The 19,268-nt window shown below is 29.0% G+C and carries 14 protein-coding genes; 4 read left to right on the top strand and 10 right to left on the bottom strand.

Features of this window, described 5'->3' with window-relative positions; translation table 11 throughout:
- Nucleotides 1-3: 3 nt before the first annotated feature.
- The 3 genes from bsdtw1_RS00165 to bsdtw1_RS00155 are packed head-to-tail and all read right to left on the bottom strand — an operon-like array spanning nucleotide 4 to nucleotide 3,325.
- Nucleotides 4-1,233, bottom strand: coding sequence for a hypothetical protein (locus bsdtw1_RS00165; protein WP_183275589.1), 1,230 nt, complete (start codon nucleotides 1,231-1,233; stop codon nucleotides 4-6).
- A gap of 2 nt (nucleotides 1,234-1,235) precedes the next feature.
- Nucleotides 1,236-2,354: a DUF58 domain-containing protein gene (locus bsdtw1_RS00160; RefSeq protein WP_183275588.1), complete on the bottom strand. Its 1,119-nt coding sequence runs from the start codon at nucleotides 2,352-2,354 to the stop codon at nucleotides 1,236-1,238.
- Nucleotides 2,355-2,371: 17 nt separating this feature from the next.
- Nucleotides 2,372-3,325 (bottom strand): AAA family ATPase, encoded by a 954-nt coding sequence (locus bsdtw1_RS00155; RefSeq protein WP_183275587.1) that lies wholly within the window; start codon nucleotides 3,323-3,325, stop codon nucleotides 2,372-2,374.
- An 852-nt stretch (nucleotides 3,326-4,177) separates the two neighbouring features.
- On the opposite strand from bsdtw1_RS00155, the gene bsdtw1_RS00150 reads away from it, so the two are divergent.
- Entirely contained in the window at nucleotides 4,178-6,829 is a 2,652-nt protein-coding gene (locus bsdtw1_RS00150) for an FAD-dependent oxidoreductase (protein WP_183275586.1), read from the top strand.
- A gap of 128 nt (nucleotides 6,830-6,957) precedes the next feature.
- Here bsdtw1_RS00150 and bsdtw1_RS00145 read toward each other — a convergent pair whose 3' ends face one another.
- The 3 genes from bsdtw1_RS00145 to bsdtw1_RS00135 form a co-directional block, all read right to left on the bottom strand.
- The gene (locus bsdtw1_RS00145) at nucleotides 6,958-7,323 is read right to left on the bottom strand and encodes a single-stranded DNA-binding protein (RefSeq protein ID WP_183275585.1); all 366 of its coding nucleotides are present in this window, start codon (nucleotides 7,321-7,323) and stop codon (nucleotides 6,958-6,960) included.
- Nucleotides 7,324-7,419: 96 nt separating this feature from the next.
- Nucleotides 7,420-8,253 carry a YihY/virulence factor BrkB family protein gene (locus tag bsdtw1_RS00140; RefSeq protein WP_183275584.1) on the bottom strand — a complete coding sequence of 278 codons (834 nt, stop codon included), beginning with the start codon at nucleotides 8,251-8,253 and terminating at the stop codon, nucleotides 7,420-7,422.
- Nucleotides 8,254-8,432: 179 nt separating this feature from the next.
- Nucleotides 8,433-9,893: an oligosaccharide flippase family protein gene (locus bsdtw1_RS00135; RefSeq protein ID WP_183275583.1), complete on the bottom strand. Its 1,461-nt coding sequence runs from the start codon at nucleotides 9,891-9,893 to the stop codon at nucleotides 8,433-8,435.
- A 574-nt stretch (nucleotides 9,894-10,467) separates the two neighbouring features.
- Between bsdtw1_RS00135 and bsdtw1_RS00130 the strand changes: the two genes are divergently transcribed.
- On the top strand, nucleotides 10,468-11,346 hold the full coding sequence (locus tag bsdtw1_RS00130) for an aldose 1-epimerase family protein (RefSeq protein WP_183275582.1): 879 nt from the start codon (nucleotides 10,468-10,470) through the stop codon (nucleotides 11,344-11,346).
- Between the two features lie 52 nt (nucleotides 11,347-11,398).
- On the opposite strand, the gene bsdtw1_RS00125 is transcribed toward bsdtw1_RS00130, so the two are convergent.
- The gene (locus bsdtw1_RS00125; RefSeq protein WP_183275581.1) at nucleotides 11,399-13,762 is read right to left on the bottom strand and encodes an ATP-dependent DNA helicase; all 2,364 of its coding nucleotides are present in this window, start codon (nucleotides 13,760-13,762) and stop codon (nucleotides 11,399-11,401) included.
- 104 nt (nucleotides 13,763-13,866) lie between these two features.
- On the opposite strand from bsdtw1_RS00125, the gene bsdtw1_RS00120 reads away from it, so the two are divergent.
- Nucleotides 13,867-14,592: a M15 family metallopeptidase gene (locus bsdtw1_RS00120; RefSeq protein ID WP_183275580.1), complete on the top strand. Its 726-nt coding sequence runs from the start codon at nucleotides 13,867-13,869 to the stop codon at nucleotides 14,590-14,592.
- A 499-nt stretch (nucleotides 14,593-15,091) separates the two neighbouring features.
- Here the strand turns inward: bsdtw1_RS00120 and bsdtw1_RS00115 are convergent, their stop codons facing one another.
- Entirely contained in the window at nucleotides 15,092-15,685 is a 594-nt protein-coding gene (locus bsdtw1_RS00115) for a DUF1836 domain-containing protein (RefSeq protein WP_183275579.1), read from the bottom strand.
- A 1,173-nt stretch (nucleotides 15,686-16,858) separates the two neighbouring features.
- On the opposite strand from bsdtw1_RS00115, the gene bsdtw1_RS00110 reads away from it, so the two are divergent.
- The gene (locus tag bsdtw1_RS00110) at nucleotides 16,859-17,107 is read left to right on the top strand and encodes an AbrB/MazE/SpoVT family DNA-binding domain-containing protein (protein WP_183275578.1); all 249 of its coding nucleotides are present in this window, start codon (nucleotides 16,859-16,861) and stop codon (nucleotides 17,105-17,107) included.
- A gap of 164 nt (nucleotides 17,108-17,271) precedes the next feature.
- Here the strand turns inward: bsdtw1_RS00110 and rsmI are convergent, their stop codons facing one another.
- Together rsmI and bsdtw1_RS00100 are read right to left on the bottom strand one after the other, a co-directional pair.
- A complete protein-coding gene (gene rsmI, locus bsdtw1_RS00105; protein WP_183279685.1) occupies nucleotides 17,272-18,117 on the bottom strand; it encodes a 16S rRNA (cytidine(1402)-2'-O)-methyltransferase in 846 nt (281 codons plus the stop codon).
- Entirely contained in the window at nucleotides 18,117-18,887 is a 771-nt protein-coding gene (locus tag bsdtw1_RS00100) for a tRNA1(Val) (adenine(37)-N6)-methyltransferase (RefSeq protein ID WP_183275577.1), read from the bottom strand. Before bsdtw1_RS00100 ends, rsmI begins: the two co-directional genes overlap by 1 nt.
- Between the last annotated feature and the right edge of the window lie 381 nt (nucleotides 18,888-19,268).

Raw genomic sequence — 19,268 nt, 5'->3', positions numbered from 1 at the left:
ATTTTATATCTTCTTTATTTCTTTAATCTTCTTTTTTAAGATTTTATATTTCTCTCTGGTTTTATTAAGTATTTCATCACTTACTTCATGAGATGAAAATTTAGTCTCATTATAACAGTCTACTATATATTTAAATTCTTCATCACCATCTATATATGGCTTAGATATGTTTAGCAATTGACTTGCTGTCATGCTTTTTTTGAATATATTCTTCTTATAAGTTTCCTTTTGTATATCGTAGAACATCTCTAGAATCTTCCCTTTTCGACCTATCCAATTATTTTTAATTGAACTATCTTTCTTCTTAAGATAATCCTCTAAACTTTCTCTCTCAATTCCAAACAACTGCTCCTTTGATTTGTGCTTAAACTTTCTTCTATTTAACACAAACTTAAACATATATAAGATGATTATAACTATGCCTATAAAGAATAGAATCTTAATAACACTCAATATGAATGTATTATCACTTTGTACTAGTTTCTGATCTTCATATGGTATGTTAGTCATTTTAATACTTACATCACTAATATTTTTGCTCTGGAACAATAATTGTATTACTTTCATTGGATACATTAAAAGTAATGAAACAATATATAAAACTTTAACAATTATCCACTGAAACTTTTCATACAATATCCCTAAAGTATCTATAGCTAAACCATAGATATATGGGTTAAACAAGACTAATGATAGTACTAGTATAAATATATATGTCTTAACTCTTTTTGAACTTGAAAGCTTATATTGAAATGCTCTTGATGCTCTTAAAAGAAGTATTCCAGTTAAAAAAAATAATATATAGAAGGGATATAAAAATGTAGTAACTTGTTTAGATTCAAACAAAGTAAAAAACATTCCTATTATTAATCCAATAATTAAGCTTTTCAATCTATTTCTATAAAAATCTCTTGTTATTGAGATCCCCTCAACTGACAATAGTAATAGCTCTTGAATAATCACTATCATCTGCAAGCTTAGATTGCTGCTCTTTCCAAAGATGCAGTATAGAACTATAAAATACAGTAGATTATGTATTGCAACTATTAGCTTAGATTTATTACTCTTACTAATCATATAATAAAACAAAAACATAAATACTACAGTAATTAGATACATATAAAAACTAGGAGTTACCCCTCCTATGACGTTTAAAAGGATTGATGAAATAACAAAGGCAAAAGTAGATACTAAAATCCCATAAAGTATCTTTATAAAATTATATAAATTCATCACTATCCCTCCCTACTTAGGTGAAGTCTTTCAATGCCTGGAATATTTACATCCCCTTTTTCAGATATATCTATAAGCTTAATCAGTATTCCTTTGCTTCTTAAGGTGTTTATTATAGCTGCTATTTCATTATCCATATAGGCAGTAATTAATATATAAACTGTATTTATATCGAACTTATCCTTCATACTATAAAGATACTCATGAAATGCTAATTTAGTGTTTATATCTATCCTTGAACAATATTCTAAAAATCTCTTAACAGATGCGGACGAGGCCGGCATCTCATTACCATGCTTCCCTGAATAGCTGACTATTTGCCCATTAGTCCATACCCCTGTAGCAATTCCACTATTTATTACTTCCACTCCTATTGTTGCCATCATATCTATTCCTTCTTCTAACTTATGCCCATTGTATACATTCCAGAAAGGAATAGTAGTTTGTGTATTAAATAAAAAAGTAATTTGCCTGTCTGAGGTAAAGTCATACTCTTTTACCATAAGCTTTCCCACCCTCATGGAAGAGTTCCAATGGATGTCCTTCATTCTATGATCAGTGGTGTATTCCCTTATTCCTTTTATATATAGCGGGTCCTGAAATATCCATCTTTTAACAATTATATCTCCAATAAGACTATTATTATTAAAGGTTATTTCAGATAGTTTTTTTAGCTTAGGATAAACTAATATCTCAACAAAATCTTCAAACTCCATAATATCTTCAGAAAACCCAAAGATATCACCTATTGATATCTTTATAGCTTTTAAATAATTTACTCCTCGCTTATTTGACGAAAACTTGTAATTAAATTTAAGTCTTTCCATAGCTCCAATATTAAAAACATTGGAATAATACTTTGCATCACTTATCTTTTCACTATCTATCATCCCTAACCTCTGTAATTCAAATGGAACTTTTTCTTCCACATGAACAAACGGGATAAAAACTTTTGAAAAGTTTTCAAAATACATTGTTGCTGATACTTCCTCACCTTGATGTATTGACCTTTTATCAATTTTTCTAAATACTGATAGATTCTTAAAAGCACTTCTTCTAATCTTTTCGGCTATAATTGAGAATACTGCTATAGAAAAAACTAACATTAATATACTACTCACATCAACACCTCACTGATTTACAGCTTTTCTAATGGAGTCTCTATTTTATTTAATATATCCTCTAACACTTTTTCCTGTGAATCACTTCTAGAAGATCCGATTGATGATCTTGTAGTCAAACGATGAGCTATTATACTTACTGCTATGCTCTTAATATCTTCAGGTATTACATAATCTCTTCCATTAATAGCAGCTAAGGCTTGTGCTCCTCTCATCAAATTCAGTGATGCTCTTGGAGATGCCCCTAATTCAATATCATAGCTTTTTCTTGTTTCAGAAATAATATCTAATATATATGTTTTTATTTCCTCACTCACAGTTATATTTGAATAGTGCTGTTGGACATATCTTATTTCATCCATAGATATTACTGATTCTAACTTTTCTAAAGGGTCATCATTCATATATTTATTTAATATAGCTCTTTCTTCCTCATATTCTGGATATCCCATTGAAAGTCTCATAAAAAATCTATCCATTTGAGCTTCAGGCAATGGAAATGTACCAAATTGTTCAATAGGATTTTGGGTTGCTATTACAAAAAAAGGATTGTCAAGCTTTAAGGTATTTCCCTCTATAGTTACTTGTCTCTCCTCCATACACTCAAGTAAAGCTGACTGTGTTCTAGGTGTGGCTCTATTTATTTCATCCGCTAAAACTATATTACTCATTAAAGGACCTTTTTTAAGTTCAAATTCTGCTAATTTTTGATTATAATAATATATTCCAGTAAGGTCTGATGGTAATAAGTCAGGGGTAAATTGAACTCTTTTAAATGTACAATTTAACGTTTTGGCCAAAGCTTTAGAAAGCTTAGTTTTTCCTAGTCCAGGTATATCCTCAAGAAGAACATGTCCCGAACAAATGAAGGCTACAATTATTTTATCTATTTTCTCTTCTTTTCCAACAATTACTTTTCCAATATTATCTTGAATTTTTTCTCTAAATTCTACAAATTTATTATTCTCCATTAGTTTCAGATAACATATTGTTATCTTTCGCCCCCTTCTATATAGCTTGATATAATTATACCTATACTATTAAAGCATTTGCAACTTTTAGAATCGTTTACTTTTGATTAATATACAAAACTTTCAAAATATTAAGTTTTTAAATAAGCTATAATTAAGGGGTTCCTATATCGAAACTTAATTTATACTTGTTCGAAAATCTAGCAGGCGAATATCATTTATTTTTTACTGTGTAGCCATAAAGAGCTTGTAAAAGCATTGAAATATCTAGATTTATATAACTTAAAAATTTTATAAATTCCTATACAGTAAAAAAACGAAAAAAGCTGGTTTGCACAGCTTTTTTCGTTTAATATCTCACCTAAATTCCCACAAATACCATAATTGAAGAAACGGTTATATATTTGTATACGTTATCATCAACTACCTTTATTATATCATATTTCATAAATATTGCAACATTATTTAGTTATTTTTGTATAAATGTAGTATTATTTATTATCCTCTCCAACTATTAACTTGTGTTAAGCCTGAATATGTCTAAATATAAATACGTATACTAACTTAAAATCCAGCATAAATTTCAAAATAAACTTATAAATTATTATAAGTTTATTTAAATATTCACAATAATAGCACCCTTAAGTTTAATATACTAAGCTAACTTTTTGCGGTATAACCTTGTATTTAATTGATAGTTGAGCTTTATAAAATTGAAAATATATTGCAGAAATTGTTAAATTTTTATCTTTACAAAAGATATGATTAGTGTATAATATATTTATAACAAATAATGATTATTAATTAATAAGATATGTATATTAATATGGATAGTTGAGGAGAGTGAGCTTAATGCGTTCTTTAGAAGTTAAAAACGATATTCATTGGGTAGGGGCTTTAGATCCCGATTTAAGAATTTTTGATATTATAATGTATACTCCAAACGGAACAACTTATAACTCATACGTAGTTAAAGGTAGTGAAAAAGTGGCTATATTTGAAACTGTTAAAGTCCAATTTTTCGATCAATATATAGCAAGACTTAAAAGTTTAAATGTTGATATAAATAATATAGATTATATTGTAGTTGATCATACAGAACCTGATCATGCTGGATCAGTAGCTAAATTATTAGAACTTTCTCCTAATGCAAAAATAGTTGGGTCTGCTCCAGCTATAAAATTTATGCGTAAGATCGCCAATACAGAATTTGAGGCAATAGTAGTTAATGATAAAGATACTCTAAGTTTAGGTAATAAAACATTAACATTTATATCTGCGCCATTCTTACATTGGCCTGATTCCATATACACTTATGTGAAAGAGGATAAAGTATTAATAACATGTGATTCATTTGGAAGTCATTTCTGCTTTGAAGGAGTATTTGATGACTTAGTACCTGCAGAAGATCATGATAGATACATGGAATCTTTAAGATACTATTATGATTGCATTATGGGACCATTTAAGCCATATGTTTTAAAAGCAATAGAAAAAATAAAAGACCTTGAAATAGACACAATTTGTACAGGTCATGGTCCAGTCCTAAGAACAACTGCATGGGATGTCGTTAATTTATATAAAGAATGGAGCACACCTGCTTCCCCAAGAGAAGACGGCAAGAAAAAAATTACTATATCATATGTTTCAGCATATGGTTATACTGAACAACTAGCTCATAAGATAGCAGAAGGTATTAATTCTACTGGAGCTTATGAAATTAAAATATACAATGTAATTCATCATGATATGAAAGATATTGTTGCTGATATTAGTGATTCTGATGGTATCTTATTTGGTTCACCTACAATAGTTAGTGAATTATTAGAACCTATTAGAGATGTGCTATCAAAATTAAACCCAGTTATACATGGTGGCAAAGTAGCAGCAGCCTTTGGATCCTACGGATGGAGTGGAGAAGCTGTTCCAAGAATAGAAACAAGATTAGAAGAACTTAAGATGAAGATTTACGGACCAGGATTAAAAATAAACTTCAAACCTTCTGAAGAAGACTTACAAAAGGCTTTTGAATTTGGAGTTGGTTTTGGAGAAATGGTTCTAGAAAAAAAAAAATCTGAATACAACCCAAACAGTAAATCAATATTAGAAAAAATCGAGGACCCGACTGGTGAATTAAAACTTTGGAAATGTGTTATATGTGGTGAAATATTCGAAAGTGAATTACCACCTGAAATTTGCCCGGTATGCGGTGCTGGAAGCGATCAATTTATAGAAGTTGAAAGAGAAACTGCTACATCTGTTAAAGCAACTAATGACAAGTATGTTATTATAGGTAATGGTGCAGCTGGCTTCTATGCAGCTAAATCAATAAGAGAAAATAATAAAAAAGGTGAGATTACAATTGTCTCTAAAGAGGAAGTAAGATCCTATTTTAGACCTCAATTATCAGATTTAATTACTAAAGATATTCCTGAAGAAAAGTTCTATATAGCTCCTGAAAAATGGTATGAAGAAAATTCTATAAAGCAATTGCTTGGAGTTACAGTTACAGATATCATATCAGACGATAAAGTTATTAAGTTGGATAATGGCGAAGTATTAAGTTATGACAAGCTAATACTTGCTAATGGAAGTTACAACTTTATTCCCCCTACATCAGTTATATCACCCAATGGAGAGAAGCTAACCGAGCTAAATTCATTTAACTATTCTAAGATTAATGGAGTGTATACAATTAAGGATCTTAATGACACTTATGAAGTTAAGAATGCTTTGAAAGACTCTAAAAATGCAATAGTTATCGGTGGTGGTTTGTTAGGTTTAGAAGCCGCATATGAAATATCTAGAAAAGATACTAAGGTCACTGTAGTAGAATTTTTACCAAGATTGCTTCCTAGACAGTTAGATGAAGATGGTTCAAAGTTATTTAAGAATATAATTGATAAATCTGAAGTAGATGTTATCTTAGGTGAATGTTGCAAAGAAGTTATTGTTGAAAATAATACTGTGACCGGAATTAAACTAGCAAGTGGAAAAATAATGAATTGTGATCTTCTACTATTTTCAGTAGGTGTAAGACCACATTGTGAATTAGCAAAACTTGCAGGGGTAGATATTAATAGAGGTATCTTAGTTAATGACAATATGGAAACAAATATACCTTCTGTCTATGCTTGTGGAGACGTTGCAGAACTTAATGGTATAGTGTATGGCACTTGGCCAGCCGCCATTGAAATGGGCAAGGTAGCCGGAACTAATGCAGTTTCTAACTGTAAGTCATTCAATAAATTTGTTTCATCAGTTATGTTTAATGCTTTAGGAGCTCATGTATTCTCTGCTGGCTCTGTAGATTTCGCAGATGAATCACTTGAAGAAGTTGCTAACAATGTTCCTAAAGATCAGTATAGTAAATTATTCTTTAAAGATGACAAACTTGTCGCTGGCATACTTATCGGTGGGCTAGGAAAAGCAACTAAAATCCTAAGCGGAATAGGTAAAGGATTATCAAAAGCTGAAGCTTTATCCTCAGGTTTGATATCCTAATGATATCTTTTTATAAATAAAGTTTTTATATGTTCAATTTAAGTAAAGATAAGTAATATACGTTTTATTATTGCTTTATTTATGAAAATAGAAAGGTAAAGATTAAAAAATCTTTACCTTTCTATTTTTTAGTTGTTATCTTCATTTACTATTTCATCATCGCTATCTATATTTTTACGATGCCCAACAAATCTAAAGTCTTCAGCCACTACCTCAGCTATGTATTTTTTGTTTCCATCTTTATCTTCATAGCTTCCTGTTCTTAGTCTTCCACTTAGACTTATTATACTTCCTTTTTTCATATATTTACAAACAACTTCAGCTTTCCTTCCCCAAAGGGTAACAGGAATTAAATCAGATTTTCTTTCCCCGTCTGAAGATTTAAAGTTTCTTTCTACAGCAATGATAAATTTAGTATATATTTTCTCGCTGTCTTCAACTATTCTTAGTTCAGGGTCTCTTATTAATCTTCCTAATAAAACAATTTTATTCATATTTTAACCTCCTGAAAATTCATATTGTAAATTCTAACCACTCAGGAGATTTTTATACATATTTAGCTAATCACTTAAAATAATTCTTTTTCACCTTTATTCCTCTGCAAGAACTGCATTTATTTCCCCACCTAATAATAATATTAATGATGTTATAAACAACCAGGTCATAAGTATAAACATCGCTCCAAGACTTCCGTAGAATCTTGAATAATTATTAAAATGATTAACATAGTAGGAGAATAAATATGATACTAATAGCCAGCCAACAGTGCTCACAACTGCTCCTGGAAGAACTTCAGACCATCCTAGTTTTCTATTAGGCGTAAAATGATATAACGATGCAAATACTAATATCATCATAGATATTAAGAACATAAATCTGACCATATCCCACATAAACTTTATGGTTTCATCAAATGGAAATCTAGCCATCAAAAACTGACCAATCAAATCTCCAAATACCATAAGAAATAATGTTATTACTATCATTAGCGCAAACACTACTGTGCATAAAATAGCTATAGAGGTAACCTTAAAATACGATCTACTCTCCTTTACCTCATATGCCTTATTTAAACCTTTTATAACTCCACTAAACCCAGAAGAAGATGTCCATAATGCAAGCAACAAGCTTATCCATAACAAGTTTTTCTGCTGGACTTCGACTACTTCTATTACAGTAGATTTTATTAGATTAAATGCACTTACTGGTAATACTAAACTCAAACTTGATAAAATTTGCTCGCTTTTTAAGCTACTCATCCCTACAATCGTCATTATAAACATCAAGAATGGAAAAAATGAAAGTATTAAGTTATATGCTAGCTGAGAAGCTAAAGCAAAAATATCATCATTCATTACTTTTTTAATAAGTGTTTTTAAAATATCAGTCAAACAACCTTTTTTTACTAAACAATCTTTATTCATCAGACCACCTTTTTTAATGCTCATAATAATAATATATTGTACTAATATATATTATTATTACCTATAACATTTAAATTATATATGGCAATTTATATATAACGTGTTATTAACTATTAATAGTATTATAAAGATTAAAATTTAAGCAGCACCTTTTTATAATAAAAAGGTACTGCTTTCCTTTAAATACTATGTGCCTTCTTAAAAAACTTATTTATAAAAGCTTTTAGAACTTTATCTTTTGTTATATACAAAAGTACTAAATAATAAAGTACATTAATTGCTACTGCAATAAAAAATACTGGAACAACTCTATTGGTTATCATTCTTATACCTAAAGTTATAGGAACAAACATCAAAGAATATAAGAGATATTTAAGCTTCTCAAATCTAAATAAATTCAGCTTTACCTTAAGAACAAATATTGAATACATTAGTTCCATGCTAATTAACAGGAAATTAGCTAACGCAGTTGTATAAATAGCAGTAACTGCTGAAAATATGCCAAGTTTAATTAGTGTTATATTAAATATTAAATTCATGATACCTGCCGCTAAGATGAATAACACAAGTCTTCTCTCTCTTCTTTTTACATATAGTATTTGATTAGTAAATACAGACTCAAATGCTGAAGTTATCATGAACAAACAAAAACCTTGTAATACAGGAATAGTATCAACATACTTTGCTCCACCATAAATAAGCACTATTTCTCTTGCTACAACAAATATGCCCACTGCAGCTGGAAATATAAACGCAAATAGATTTTCACAAACCTTATTTAAGAGATTATGATAACCTTCTTGATCATCTTTTGCAATAATATTTGCCAATCTCGGTATTGTTACATACACAACTGATAATATTAAAGTATTTACCATAGATGTTATATATGAAGATAAGGTATAGTATGCTACGGATCTATCATTAACATAATTTCCTAGCATAACTCTATCAAGTTGTATATAGAGCATATTAGCATTTCCCATTACTAAAGACATCAATAGATATTTTATATGTATATTTAGCTTTATTCCTTTAAAGTCAAATCCTATTTTTCTTTTTATATAAATAAAACTCACAAAATAATTTAAAAGAGTATATGCGTTTATTATTAATGTATATATAATATAATCTTTTTCAGTTCTCACAAAAGCAAAAAGACAAATAAGGTATATAATCCTGACAATTATTGTTTTAATAGCTATAAAGTCATAATTTTCTAAAGCTTCATTTGCCCATTCAATATAAAATACATTTGCAAATATATTTATAGAATACAACATTAATACAGGATACTTTATAGTTCCTCCGTACTCCATATTGGTAAATATAATAAATATGCTTAAAACTATTATATTTGCTATAACTCCTATAACGAATAAACTAGTAAATACCGTCTTAAGCTTATTTTTATCATTTCTTATTCTGCTCATTTCCCTTAACCCATATTGATAAATTCCAAAGGTCGCAAAAATATAGAAATAATTATATATAGCATCTGCGTGATTGATCATTCCCATATGATCATCACCTATTACTCTATAAGCATAAGGTCCGATTATTAATGGCACAATTATATTAAAAGTACTTAATAACACTTTAAAAATTACATTTCTTGTTATAGATTTATTCTTTTCCATTGGCTTAACCTTCCGTAATTAAAAGTAAAAATTTATTCTATACAACAAGTAATTATATTTTATTGTTATAATATTGTCCATTAATAAAGTGTTACATTTATGAATAAATTAATACTTATAGCTAATCGCTATTAGACCATGTTGAAATAAAGTGATTACGCATCCGATGCTTTAATGAACTTGCGCAAAGAATTAATATGATTTTGTCATATTCCATGGCTAAAACTGTAAACTCACTACGTTCGAACAGTACAGTTTATTAACGCCATTCCATCTGACAAGATCATTTAATTCTAATTGCTCGCTCATATAGCATCTCCTGCATAACCACTTTATTTTAATAATATATTAAGCATAATCTGTACTAAAATCTCTGTACCAAGATCATGTCCTTGTAATTATAAATAATTTTATTTTGTTTATACACTTAGTAAGTAGTATAATTTACTTGTTATGCAAATGTTAATTTATACATAATAAAAAAACCCAAGACCTACTGTTTTCGAAACTGCTATGGGTTCTGGGCATATAACTAAAAATATGAATTGTATTAGATTTAGAGAGGATGACTTGTATGATAAATACTATAGAAAATCAATTTTTAAAAATAAGTAGCTCAACTCATGGTGGTGAACTTCATAGCATATTATCAAAAATAGATGGAACAGAATTTCTTTGGAACGGTGATGAAACCTTTTGGAAATACCATGCTCCAATTCTATTCCCTATCGTAGGAAAAGTAAATAATAATGAGTACTCAGTTGATGGAGTTAAATATACACTGCCTCAACATGGGCTTGCTAGAGTAAAGGACTTTGAACTAATAGAAAAAAGTGAAAACTCCTTTACATATGAATTAAAATATTCTGAAGAAACTTTGAAGGTATTTCCTTTCAAGTTCTCACTTAAAATTATATATTCTTTATTTGAAAATACTTTAAATATTAAATATGTGGTAACCAATGCTGATTCTAAAGATATGTTGTTCTCAATAGGTGCACATCCTGCTTTTATGTGTCCTTTATATGACAATGAAACAATGAATGATTATTATTTTGAGTTCAGTGAAAATGAAACATGTTCCTTAATGCCTCTAAATAGTAATGGCTTTTTCAAGAGAGAGCAAATACCATTCTTGGAAAATGAGAAAATCATTCCTTTATCCAAAGAATTATTTAAAAATGATGCCTTGGTGCTAAAAAATTTAAATTCAGAAGTAATTTCCTTAAAGTCTAAAAATCATTCCAAATCACTAGATTTTAATTTTTCAGAATTCCCTTATCTAGGGCTTTGGTCAAAACCATCAGGAGCGCCTTTTGTTTGTATCGAACCATGGCTTGGACACTCTGACTTTGAAGACTTTACTGGAGACTTTTCACAAAAAGAAGGGATTTTAAAGCTTGCAGAAAAAGAAACTTTCTCTTGCAATTATTCAGTAAAATTTAATGTTTAATATATTGATAACATTAAAGTGGTACACCATTTCATATTGGTGTACCACTTTATTATTTAACTTCCGTATTCCAAAATTCTTGCAGCCCAGCTTTTAATGAATTTGGGTCCTTTATAATATTATATTTACTTACCCATTCCCTTGGCATCAAAGTCATATATTTATTTGTTGCAAACCTATCATCAATAAGTAATACTGCCCCTATATCATCTTCTGTTCTAATGACTCTTCCAGCAGCTTGAAGAACCTTATTCATGCCAGGATAGGTATAGGAATAATCATAACCTGTAGAATTATCATCGAAAAAGTTTCTTATTAATTCCCTTTCAGTGCATAATTGAGGAAGTCCAACACCAATAATTACGGCACCGATAAGCCTGTCATTTGTTAAATCTATCCCTTCAGAAAATATCCCTCCAATTACACAAAAAGCTATCATAGTATTTTGAGGATTGTTGCTAAATCTATTAAGAAACTCTTCTCTTTCGTCTTCATTCATTTCACCACTCTGAAGTAGAGTTTGTAAATATGGGTATGTTTTTATAAATTCTTCATATACATTAATCATAAATGAGTATGATGGTAAAAACACCATATAATTACCTAGTTTTGAACTTGTAAAATTATATATATAATCAACTATACTTTTTATATTCTTTTCTCTATGCTTATATCTTGTGGAAAGTTTAACTATATTTAAACTCATGTTTTCTCTATCAAAGGGTGATGCTAATCTAAGCTTATAACTATGTTCATTACCTCCTAATATATCAATAAAATAATTTAATGGTGTCAATGTTGCCGAAAAAATTATTCTGCTACTTGCTCTCTCCATTGAATTTATCATTTTATTTCTAGGATAAATACAAAATAACTTTAATGTAACTTTTTTATTTGAGCAATCTACATAACTTATATAACCATCATCATAGCTTTCGCCTATACTTATAAAAGAATTTAATTGAAAATATAATTCCAATATGCTCTCGTAACCTTCAGTACCTCTACTTTTTATTAGATATTCATCACATTCTCTTAGAAAATTTCTTATCAATGGATATATTTCTCTAGGATTTTCATCAAGTACCAGATGATCTTCCTGTATTTCTTCTGTTCTTCTTCTCAGCTCAATCATAAAACTATTTAATGCGTTAAGACTTTTATGCATTCCAGGTAATTTACCCTTGGCTATTTTCTTACACTCCATTATTTTACTTTTATCTATCTCAGCAGAAAACATTTCTCTTGCACGTTCTACCAGATTATGTGCCTCATCAATTAAAAAAATATATTTCTCACTTATATCCTCAAAAAATCTTCTTAAATACACCTTAGGATCAAAAGCATAATTATAATCACAAATTATAGCATCACACCAAAACGTTAAATCTAAAGAGAATTCAAAAGGGCATAACTGGTGTTTCATAGCATATTGCTCAATTGTATTCCTTGTTAGGGAATCCTCATTTGTTATTATATCTAATATTGCCTCATTTACTTTATCATAGTAGTTCTCCGCATACTTGCATTCTTCAGGATTACATGCAGCTCCTTTGTTAAAACATATTTTATCTTTTGCAGTAATTGTAATTGATTTGCAACTTAAACCCTTTTCTCTTAATCTTTCAAATCCCTCTTCTGCAACTGTTCGAGTTATTGTTTTAGCCGTAAGGTAAAAAATTCTATCGCCATGCCCTTCAGCTAATGCTTTTACTGCAGGGAATATTGTTGATATTGTTTTCCCTATGCCTGTAGGAGCCTGAACAAATAAAGTATCTTCCTGCTTTATTGTGTTGTACGCAGCAACTGCAAGCTCTCTTTGCCCTTTTCTATAAGTACTGAAAGGAAAAGTAACTTCATAAATGGAATTATTCCTTTTCTCCTTCCACTCTGCTTCTCTCTCTGCCCATAAACAATACCTTTCTACTACACTCATAACAAAACTTTCAAGCTCATATTCACTAAAACTTTTTCTTATGGATTTAACTTCATTTGTACTCAGTTGGTAATAACTAAGTTGAATATCAATCTTATCAAGCTTGTTGTCAATCAAATAAAAGTAAGCATAAAATTTAGCTTGAGCCCAATGAAGGGGGTTATAATCCTCGTCTATAATAGTTAAATTACTATTAGTACTTTTTATTTCCTCAATAATAACAGCATTGCTATCCTTAATTATCCCATCAGCTCTTCCTTCGATAATGATATCGAATTTATCAAATTGAAACTTATGTTTCATATAGACTTCTTTTTGGTAATCTGAAAGTTCCTTTTCATTTTGCTTTTGAAGTTTCTGATGAGCTTTGATACCTTCCTGAGCCCTCGACTTGCTCATAAATCTATTATCTATACTTCCTGTTCTAAGTATAAACTCTACTATATTCCTAACTGATATCTTAATATCCTTTTTTTCCATATATTCATCCTTTTTCTCAACGATGCAACTTTAGTGGTATAATAAAAACACGATAAGTTAATTATAGAATAACAAATGTGTATGTCAAAGGGAGATTTTTCAACATGAATTTAAGTCTTTTAAAAAGATATATCCCTGTTTTATTTGTAGTAATATGCGGCCTTTTTGTTGGGGTATATCTATCTTTCATATATGATAATCAAAATGCAAGTGCTACAATAATTAAAGTTAAGTCTTTCTCACTTAAACAACACTCTCCATTTAGCTCAAAAGTCTCATATAATGGATTAGTTCACGTGGTTGATTATGATACTTCTATTGTAATTGATCTTAGATATGCTACTGATAATAACTTCACCAAAAAAAAGGTTTATCCAAAAGATATATGCCTTCTACAAAAAGGAACTCTTGATAAGCTTATTGCTGCAAATAATGAGTTTAAAACGCTTGGATATAGAATAAAAATATGGGATGCATACCGTCCACCAGAAGTACAGCAGTATTTTTGGAGCATAGTTCATGATACTCGCTTCATTGCAAGTCCTTATGCAAATTGGTCTAGACATAATAGGGGGGCTGCAGTTGATATCACATTGGTTGATGAAAATGGAAAAGAAGTAGAAATGCCTACTGGTTTTGATGAGTTTAGCACCAATGCATATAGAAACAGTACTTCTATGAGCATAAACGCTAGAAATAATATGAATTTGCTTACTTCCATAATGGAGAAACATGGTTTTAACCCGATACAAACTGAGTGGTGGCACTATGATGATACAGATGCAGATAGTTATCCAGTTGTAAATTTATCTTTAAGTGATATACAATAATAAAAAATTGACTAAAGTGATCTTCTTTAGTCAATTTTTTTGCGCATCTGCCTTTTCTGAACGTAGTGAAGAAATTCTGGCAGGCGACATGTTCTTCTTTTTTATTCTTTAAATTATATTATATTTTAAGTCGTTACTCATATTTATCCACAGATATACTTGAGTTGTAAATTTTTAAAGAATAAAAACTTTATAATTTCCTATACAGCAAAAAAATATGCATGCGCAAATTCTAGAATTCTGTGCATGCATATTTTTCAACCAGGATAAAAAATTACTAAAGCGGTCTTCTTTAGTAATTTTTTTGCGCATCTGCCTTTTCTGAACGTATGTGAAGAAATTCTGGCAGGCGATATATTCTTCTTTTTTTATTCTTTAACTTATACTATGCCTTAAGTCTGTTCGCATAATTATCCACAGATATAATTGAGATATAATTTCCTAAAGAATAAAAAATTACTAAAGCGGTCTTCTTCAGTGAGCTTTAACAGTGAAAAATTTATTCAGCGTGATATTCATTTACCAATTTTTGAACTAACTTTTTAATTACACTTGCTTGTGCTATAAGGGACATCACCATTAAAAATATTCTTATTCTTTCTTCATCGGACGAAGCGAGTTTCAAGTTTTTTACGAAATCTTCTATCTTCTCCTCATTTAACAAAGGCGCTTTCAAAAAGTCCTTGAAAGTATCTGTTTGGACCTCAGAAAATACTTTATATGCATCTTCCCATGATATGATATCATCAGTTCTGTCATTTATCTCATTAAATGCTAGTCTAAATACTTTCTTTATTTCCTCTGTTGTTAATAATGGCCTCATGTAACTTAGAAGCATCAATTGTGCAAGGTGTAACTTTGTATAGCCTCTCTTTTTTCCATCCTCTGGTTTAGTTATTACTTCACTTTTTATATAGTTTTGAACAATATTGTTTGTATATTTATCATCTATAAACTTATCATTTAAATAATCAATAACTTGCGATAAAAATAAATCATATTTCGGTAACTCATCATAAGAAACCATACTGTTCTTTGACATTTCTTCTGCTAATTCTATAACATAGCTTAAATCAAAACTCTTGTCGTCCATAATAACACCTCTAAAATATACTCAATTTACTTTATCTTTTAATAATATTATATAGTAAGTATAAACCTATTACAAGTTAATTCCACCTATTTATTTTACTTATTAATTCTATAGTTAAACTACTTCATATTAGAATTTATCCAAATAAAGATTCGTAGAACCATCGAAATCTTTATTTGGAGTTTAATGACTGAAGTAGTTTATCAGTTCAGTGGAATAGATAATCCAGTTCTATCTAATAAAACTAAGCTATAGTTTTGTTAACTATTAATAGTAATAGGATTATGAAATATATATTTTATTTGGAACTAGTTTATCTATAATTAACTCTATCAACTTCTGACAAAATATCTTAACATAGCAAAAACAAATTATTACAATAAAAATTATTTGTGATTTAATTTTTATTGTTAGTAAAATATTCAACTATAGTATTTTTCCACACTAATCCACAGTTATTCACAGGTTATAAACAGTATATGTTGATAACTTAACACAACATATTGTGTTTATATTCAAAATACAATTTTTTTTGCACATTATCCACAATTCTCATGTGGATAACCTGTTTATTACATGTGGAAATACTGATAAAATAATTCGTTATTCACCAAATTATTTTATTTTAATACATTTAAAATATTACATTATTTTTACAGCATAATTGTTTTTTGCATTTATTAATTATTTGCGCTATAAGTATTTTGTTAATTTTATAATATTATTGGCTTATTTTCCATATAAACATAAACAATTTTTATTTTTTTTACATATACTATTAATATAGAAATATAAATGTCTATCACAAATAGATTAATTTCGACAATACTAATCTACTATTCCAACAAATTACTTTTTTTATTTACTAATTTTGTTTTTTTAATAAATGCTCATTTTTTTCAATAATTTACTATTAATTTCTTTAAAAATATTAATTTAATTATTTATTATTGAAGATATAGTAAATTTATTGAAGAATTATGTATTTTTGATGCTATTTAGTAGTATTGACTTTTGAAAAAAATGGTAGTATATTATGGATATAAGTTTACTAAATAAAACTTTTGTAAAAAACTTAAAAATATTATCAATTAATATTGACTTTATATTACATTTTTGCTAGTATTATAATATAATTTGTCGAAAGATGTAGGATATGAGGAGGAAACAAAAATGAAATCAACAGGTGTAGTTAGAAGAGTAGATGAGTTAGGAAGAATAGTTATTCCTATAGAATTAAGAAGAACTTTAGACATAGCAGAAAAAGATGCTCTAGAAATATATGTAGATGGTGAACAAATAATTTTAAAGAAATATGAACCAGCTTGCATATTCTGCGGAGATGCAAGAGATGTTATAAACTACAGAGGAAAGAATATCTGTAAGAACTGCTTAGTAGAACTTAAAAACGATAACAAATAATTATATATAGTTTTAATTTTTACTTTAAATAAGCGCTTCAACTCCCCTTGAAGCGCTTATTTTTTGTTTTATATGAAAACATATAAATTTAAACCTAAGTTATTAAGATATTTTATTTAATTTATTAACTTTTTACTCCGAAAAAAACTTCAAATTTTTACCCACTACATATTGGTAGAATACTTATAAACCTCTGATTTAGGAAGTTTTCGTTCCTTTGCCACCATCTTTATCGCTTCTTTCTTTTCCATACCATTATTTATATTTCTCAATATATGCTCTTCAATACTTAAGTCTTCCCATGTTGCTTTTTTCTCATTTTCAATATCTTCTTTAGATTTACCTTCTAAAACTAATACAAATTCGCCCTTAGGTTGTTTATTTGAAAAGTATGAAATAGCTTCGCTAATAGTAACTCTCACAATTTCCTCATGCAGTTTAGTGAGCTCTCTGCATATAGCTATTCTTCTATTGCCAAACGCTTCTTTCAAAAAGTCTAATGTACTTAAAAGTCTATGAGGAGCTTCATAGAATATTATAGTTTCACTTCTATCCTTAAGCGTATCAACTACTTCTATCCTATCCTTGTTCTCTCTAGGTAAAAATCCTCTAAACATAAACTTAGTGGTATCAAAACCTGAATAAACCAATGCAGTAGTAGTTGCAGTAGCCCCTGGTAACACTTCAAATTGTATATTTTCTTCAATACACCTTTTCACTAGTATTTCACCTGGGTCTGATATACCAGGCGTACCAGCATCCGATACAATAGCAACAGATCTTCCCGAATTAATTATACCTATTATATCTTCGCTCTTTCCATATTCATTATGTTTATGGTAGCTTATTAGAGTTTTTTTGATTTCATAATGATTAAGAAGCTTTAAAGTTTGCCTAGTATCTTCTGCTGCTATTACATCAACCGTCTTAAGAACTTCTAAAGCTCTTAAGGTTATATCTTTTAAATTTCCTATTGGCGTAGGAACTAAATAAAGCTTTGTCATACTTATTACCTTCTTCCATAGATTTTTTCTATTTCATCACTATACTGTCCATTGTCATTATATACATAAAGAGGTGCTTCCCATTTCATAAATTTTCCACCATCTCTCTGACCTTCTACTAGAACTATATTAGGCTCTCTTGTTGTATTAGGGTGAACCATCCTAACTCTTTTAGGCTCAATCCTATGCTTTCTCATCAAACAAAATATATCAGCAAGCCGTTCTGGTCTATGTACCATGTAAAATCTACCGTTATCCTTAAGGAGCACTCTTGCTGCAATTATTACATCTTCTAATGTACATAATATTTCATGCCTTGCTATAGCCGTTTTATCACTTGGATTAATTATCCCTGAACTAGCTAATTTATAAGGTGGATTTACAGTAACCACATCTGCCTTTTTTATACTTTTCAAAAGTTGTAAGTTTGTTAAATCTCCACATATAAAATCCATCTTGTCTTCAAGTGCATTTATCTTAATACTTCTGTTTGCCATCTCGACCATTTCTTCTTGAACCTCAAGTCCAGTTATGCTTGATGCCTTAGTTTTTCCAGCCAATATAAATGGCACTATCCCCGTACCTGTGCACATGTCTATAACTCTGCTGTTATTTTTTACATTTGCGAAATTGGCTAATAGGACTGCATCTACGCCAAACCTAAAGCCATCTTTTTTTTGTATTAAGTGTATTCCGCCTAACTGCAAATCATCAATACTTTCATCATTATTTACAATTTTCTCTATTTCATCTCTATTTATATTTATATCTAACATTATCTTCCTCTCTCTTTTCAATATGATATACAAATTAATATAATCGTAAAATCTACAGATGTATCTACAATATATCATTGCCATTTAATACATTTATATATTATACATAACAATAACAAATATTTAAACAAATCATTTTATCATAATTCTTCCACATATAATCTCAATATTAGCTGTAAATCACGTCATCTTAAATAAATATCCTACAAAAACTTAAGTTGTTTAAATTTATTATAAAATTAACTTCAACATTTACAATAGACATTCACATAGTAGATATACTTTGCATATCTATATATTGGTAAAAGATAAAAAATTCGCTAAAGCGCTCTTCTTTAGTAATTTTTTGCGCATCTGCCTTTCCGAATGTATATGAGGAAA

Source organism: Clostridium fungisolvens (genome assembly GCF_014193895.1).
Classification (GTDB): Bacteria; Bacillota; Clostridia; order Clostridiales; family Clostridiaceae; genus Clostridium_AR; species Clostridium_AR fungisolvens.
The sequence above is the reverse complement of the archived record's forward strand: the minus strand, read 5'-3'. Positions and strand labels throughout refer to the sequence as shown.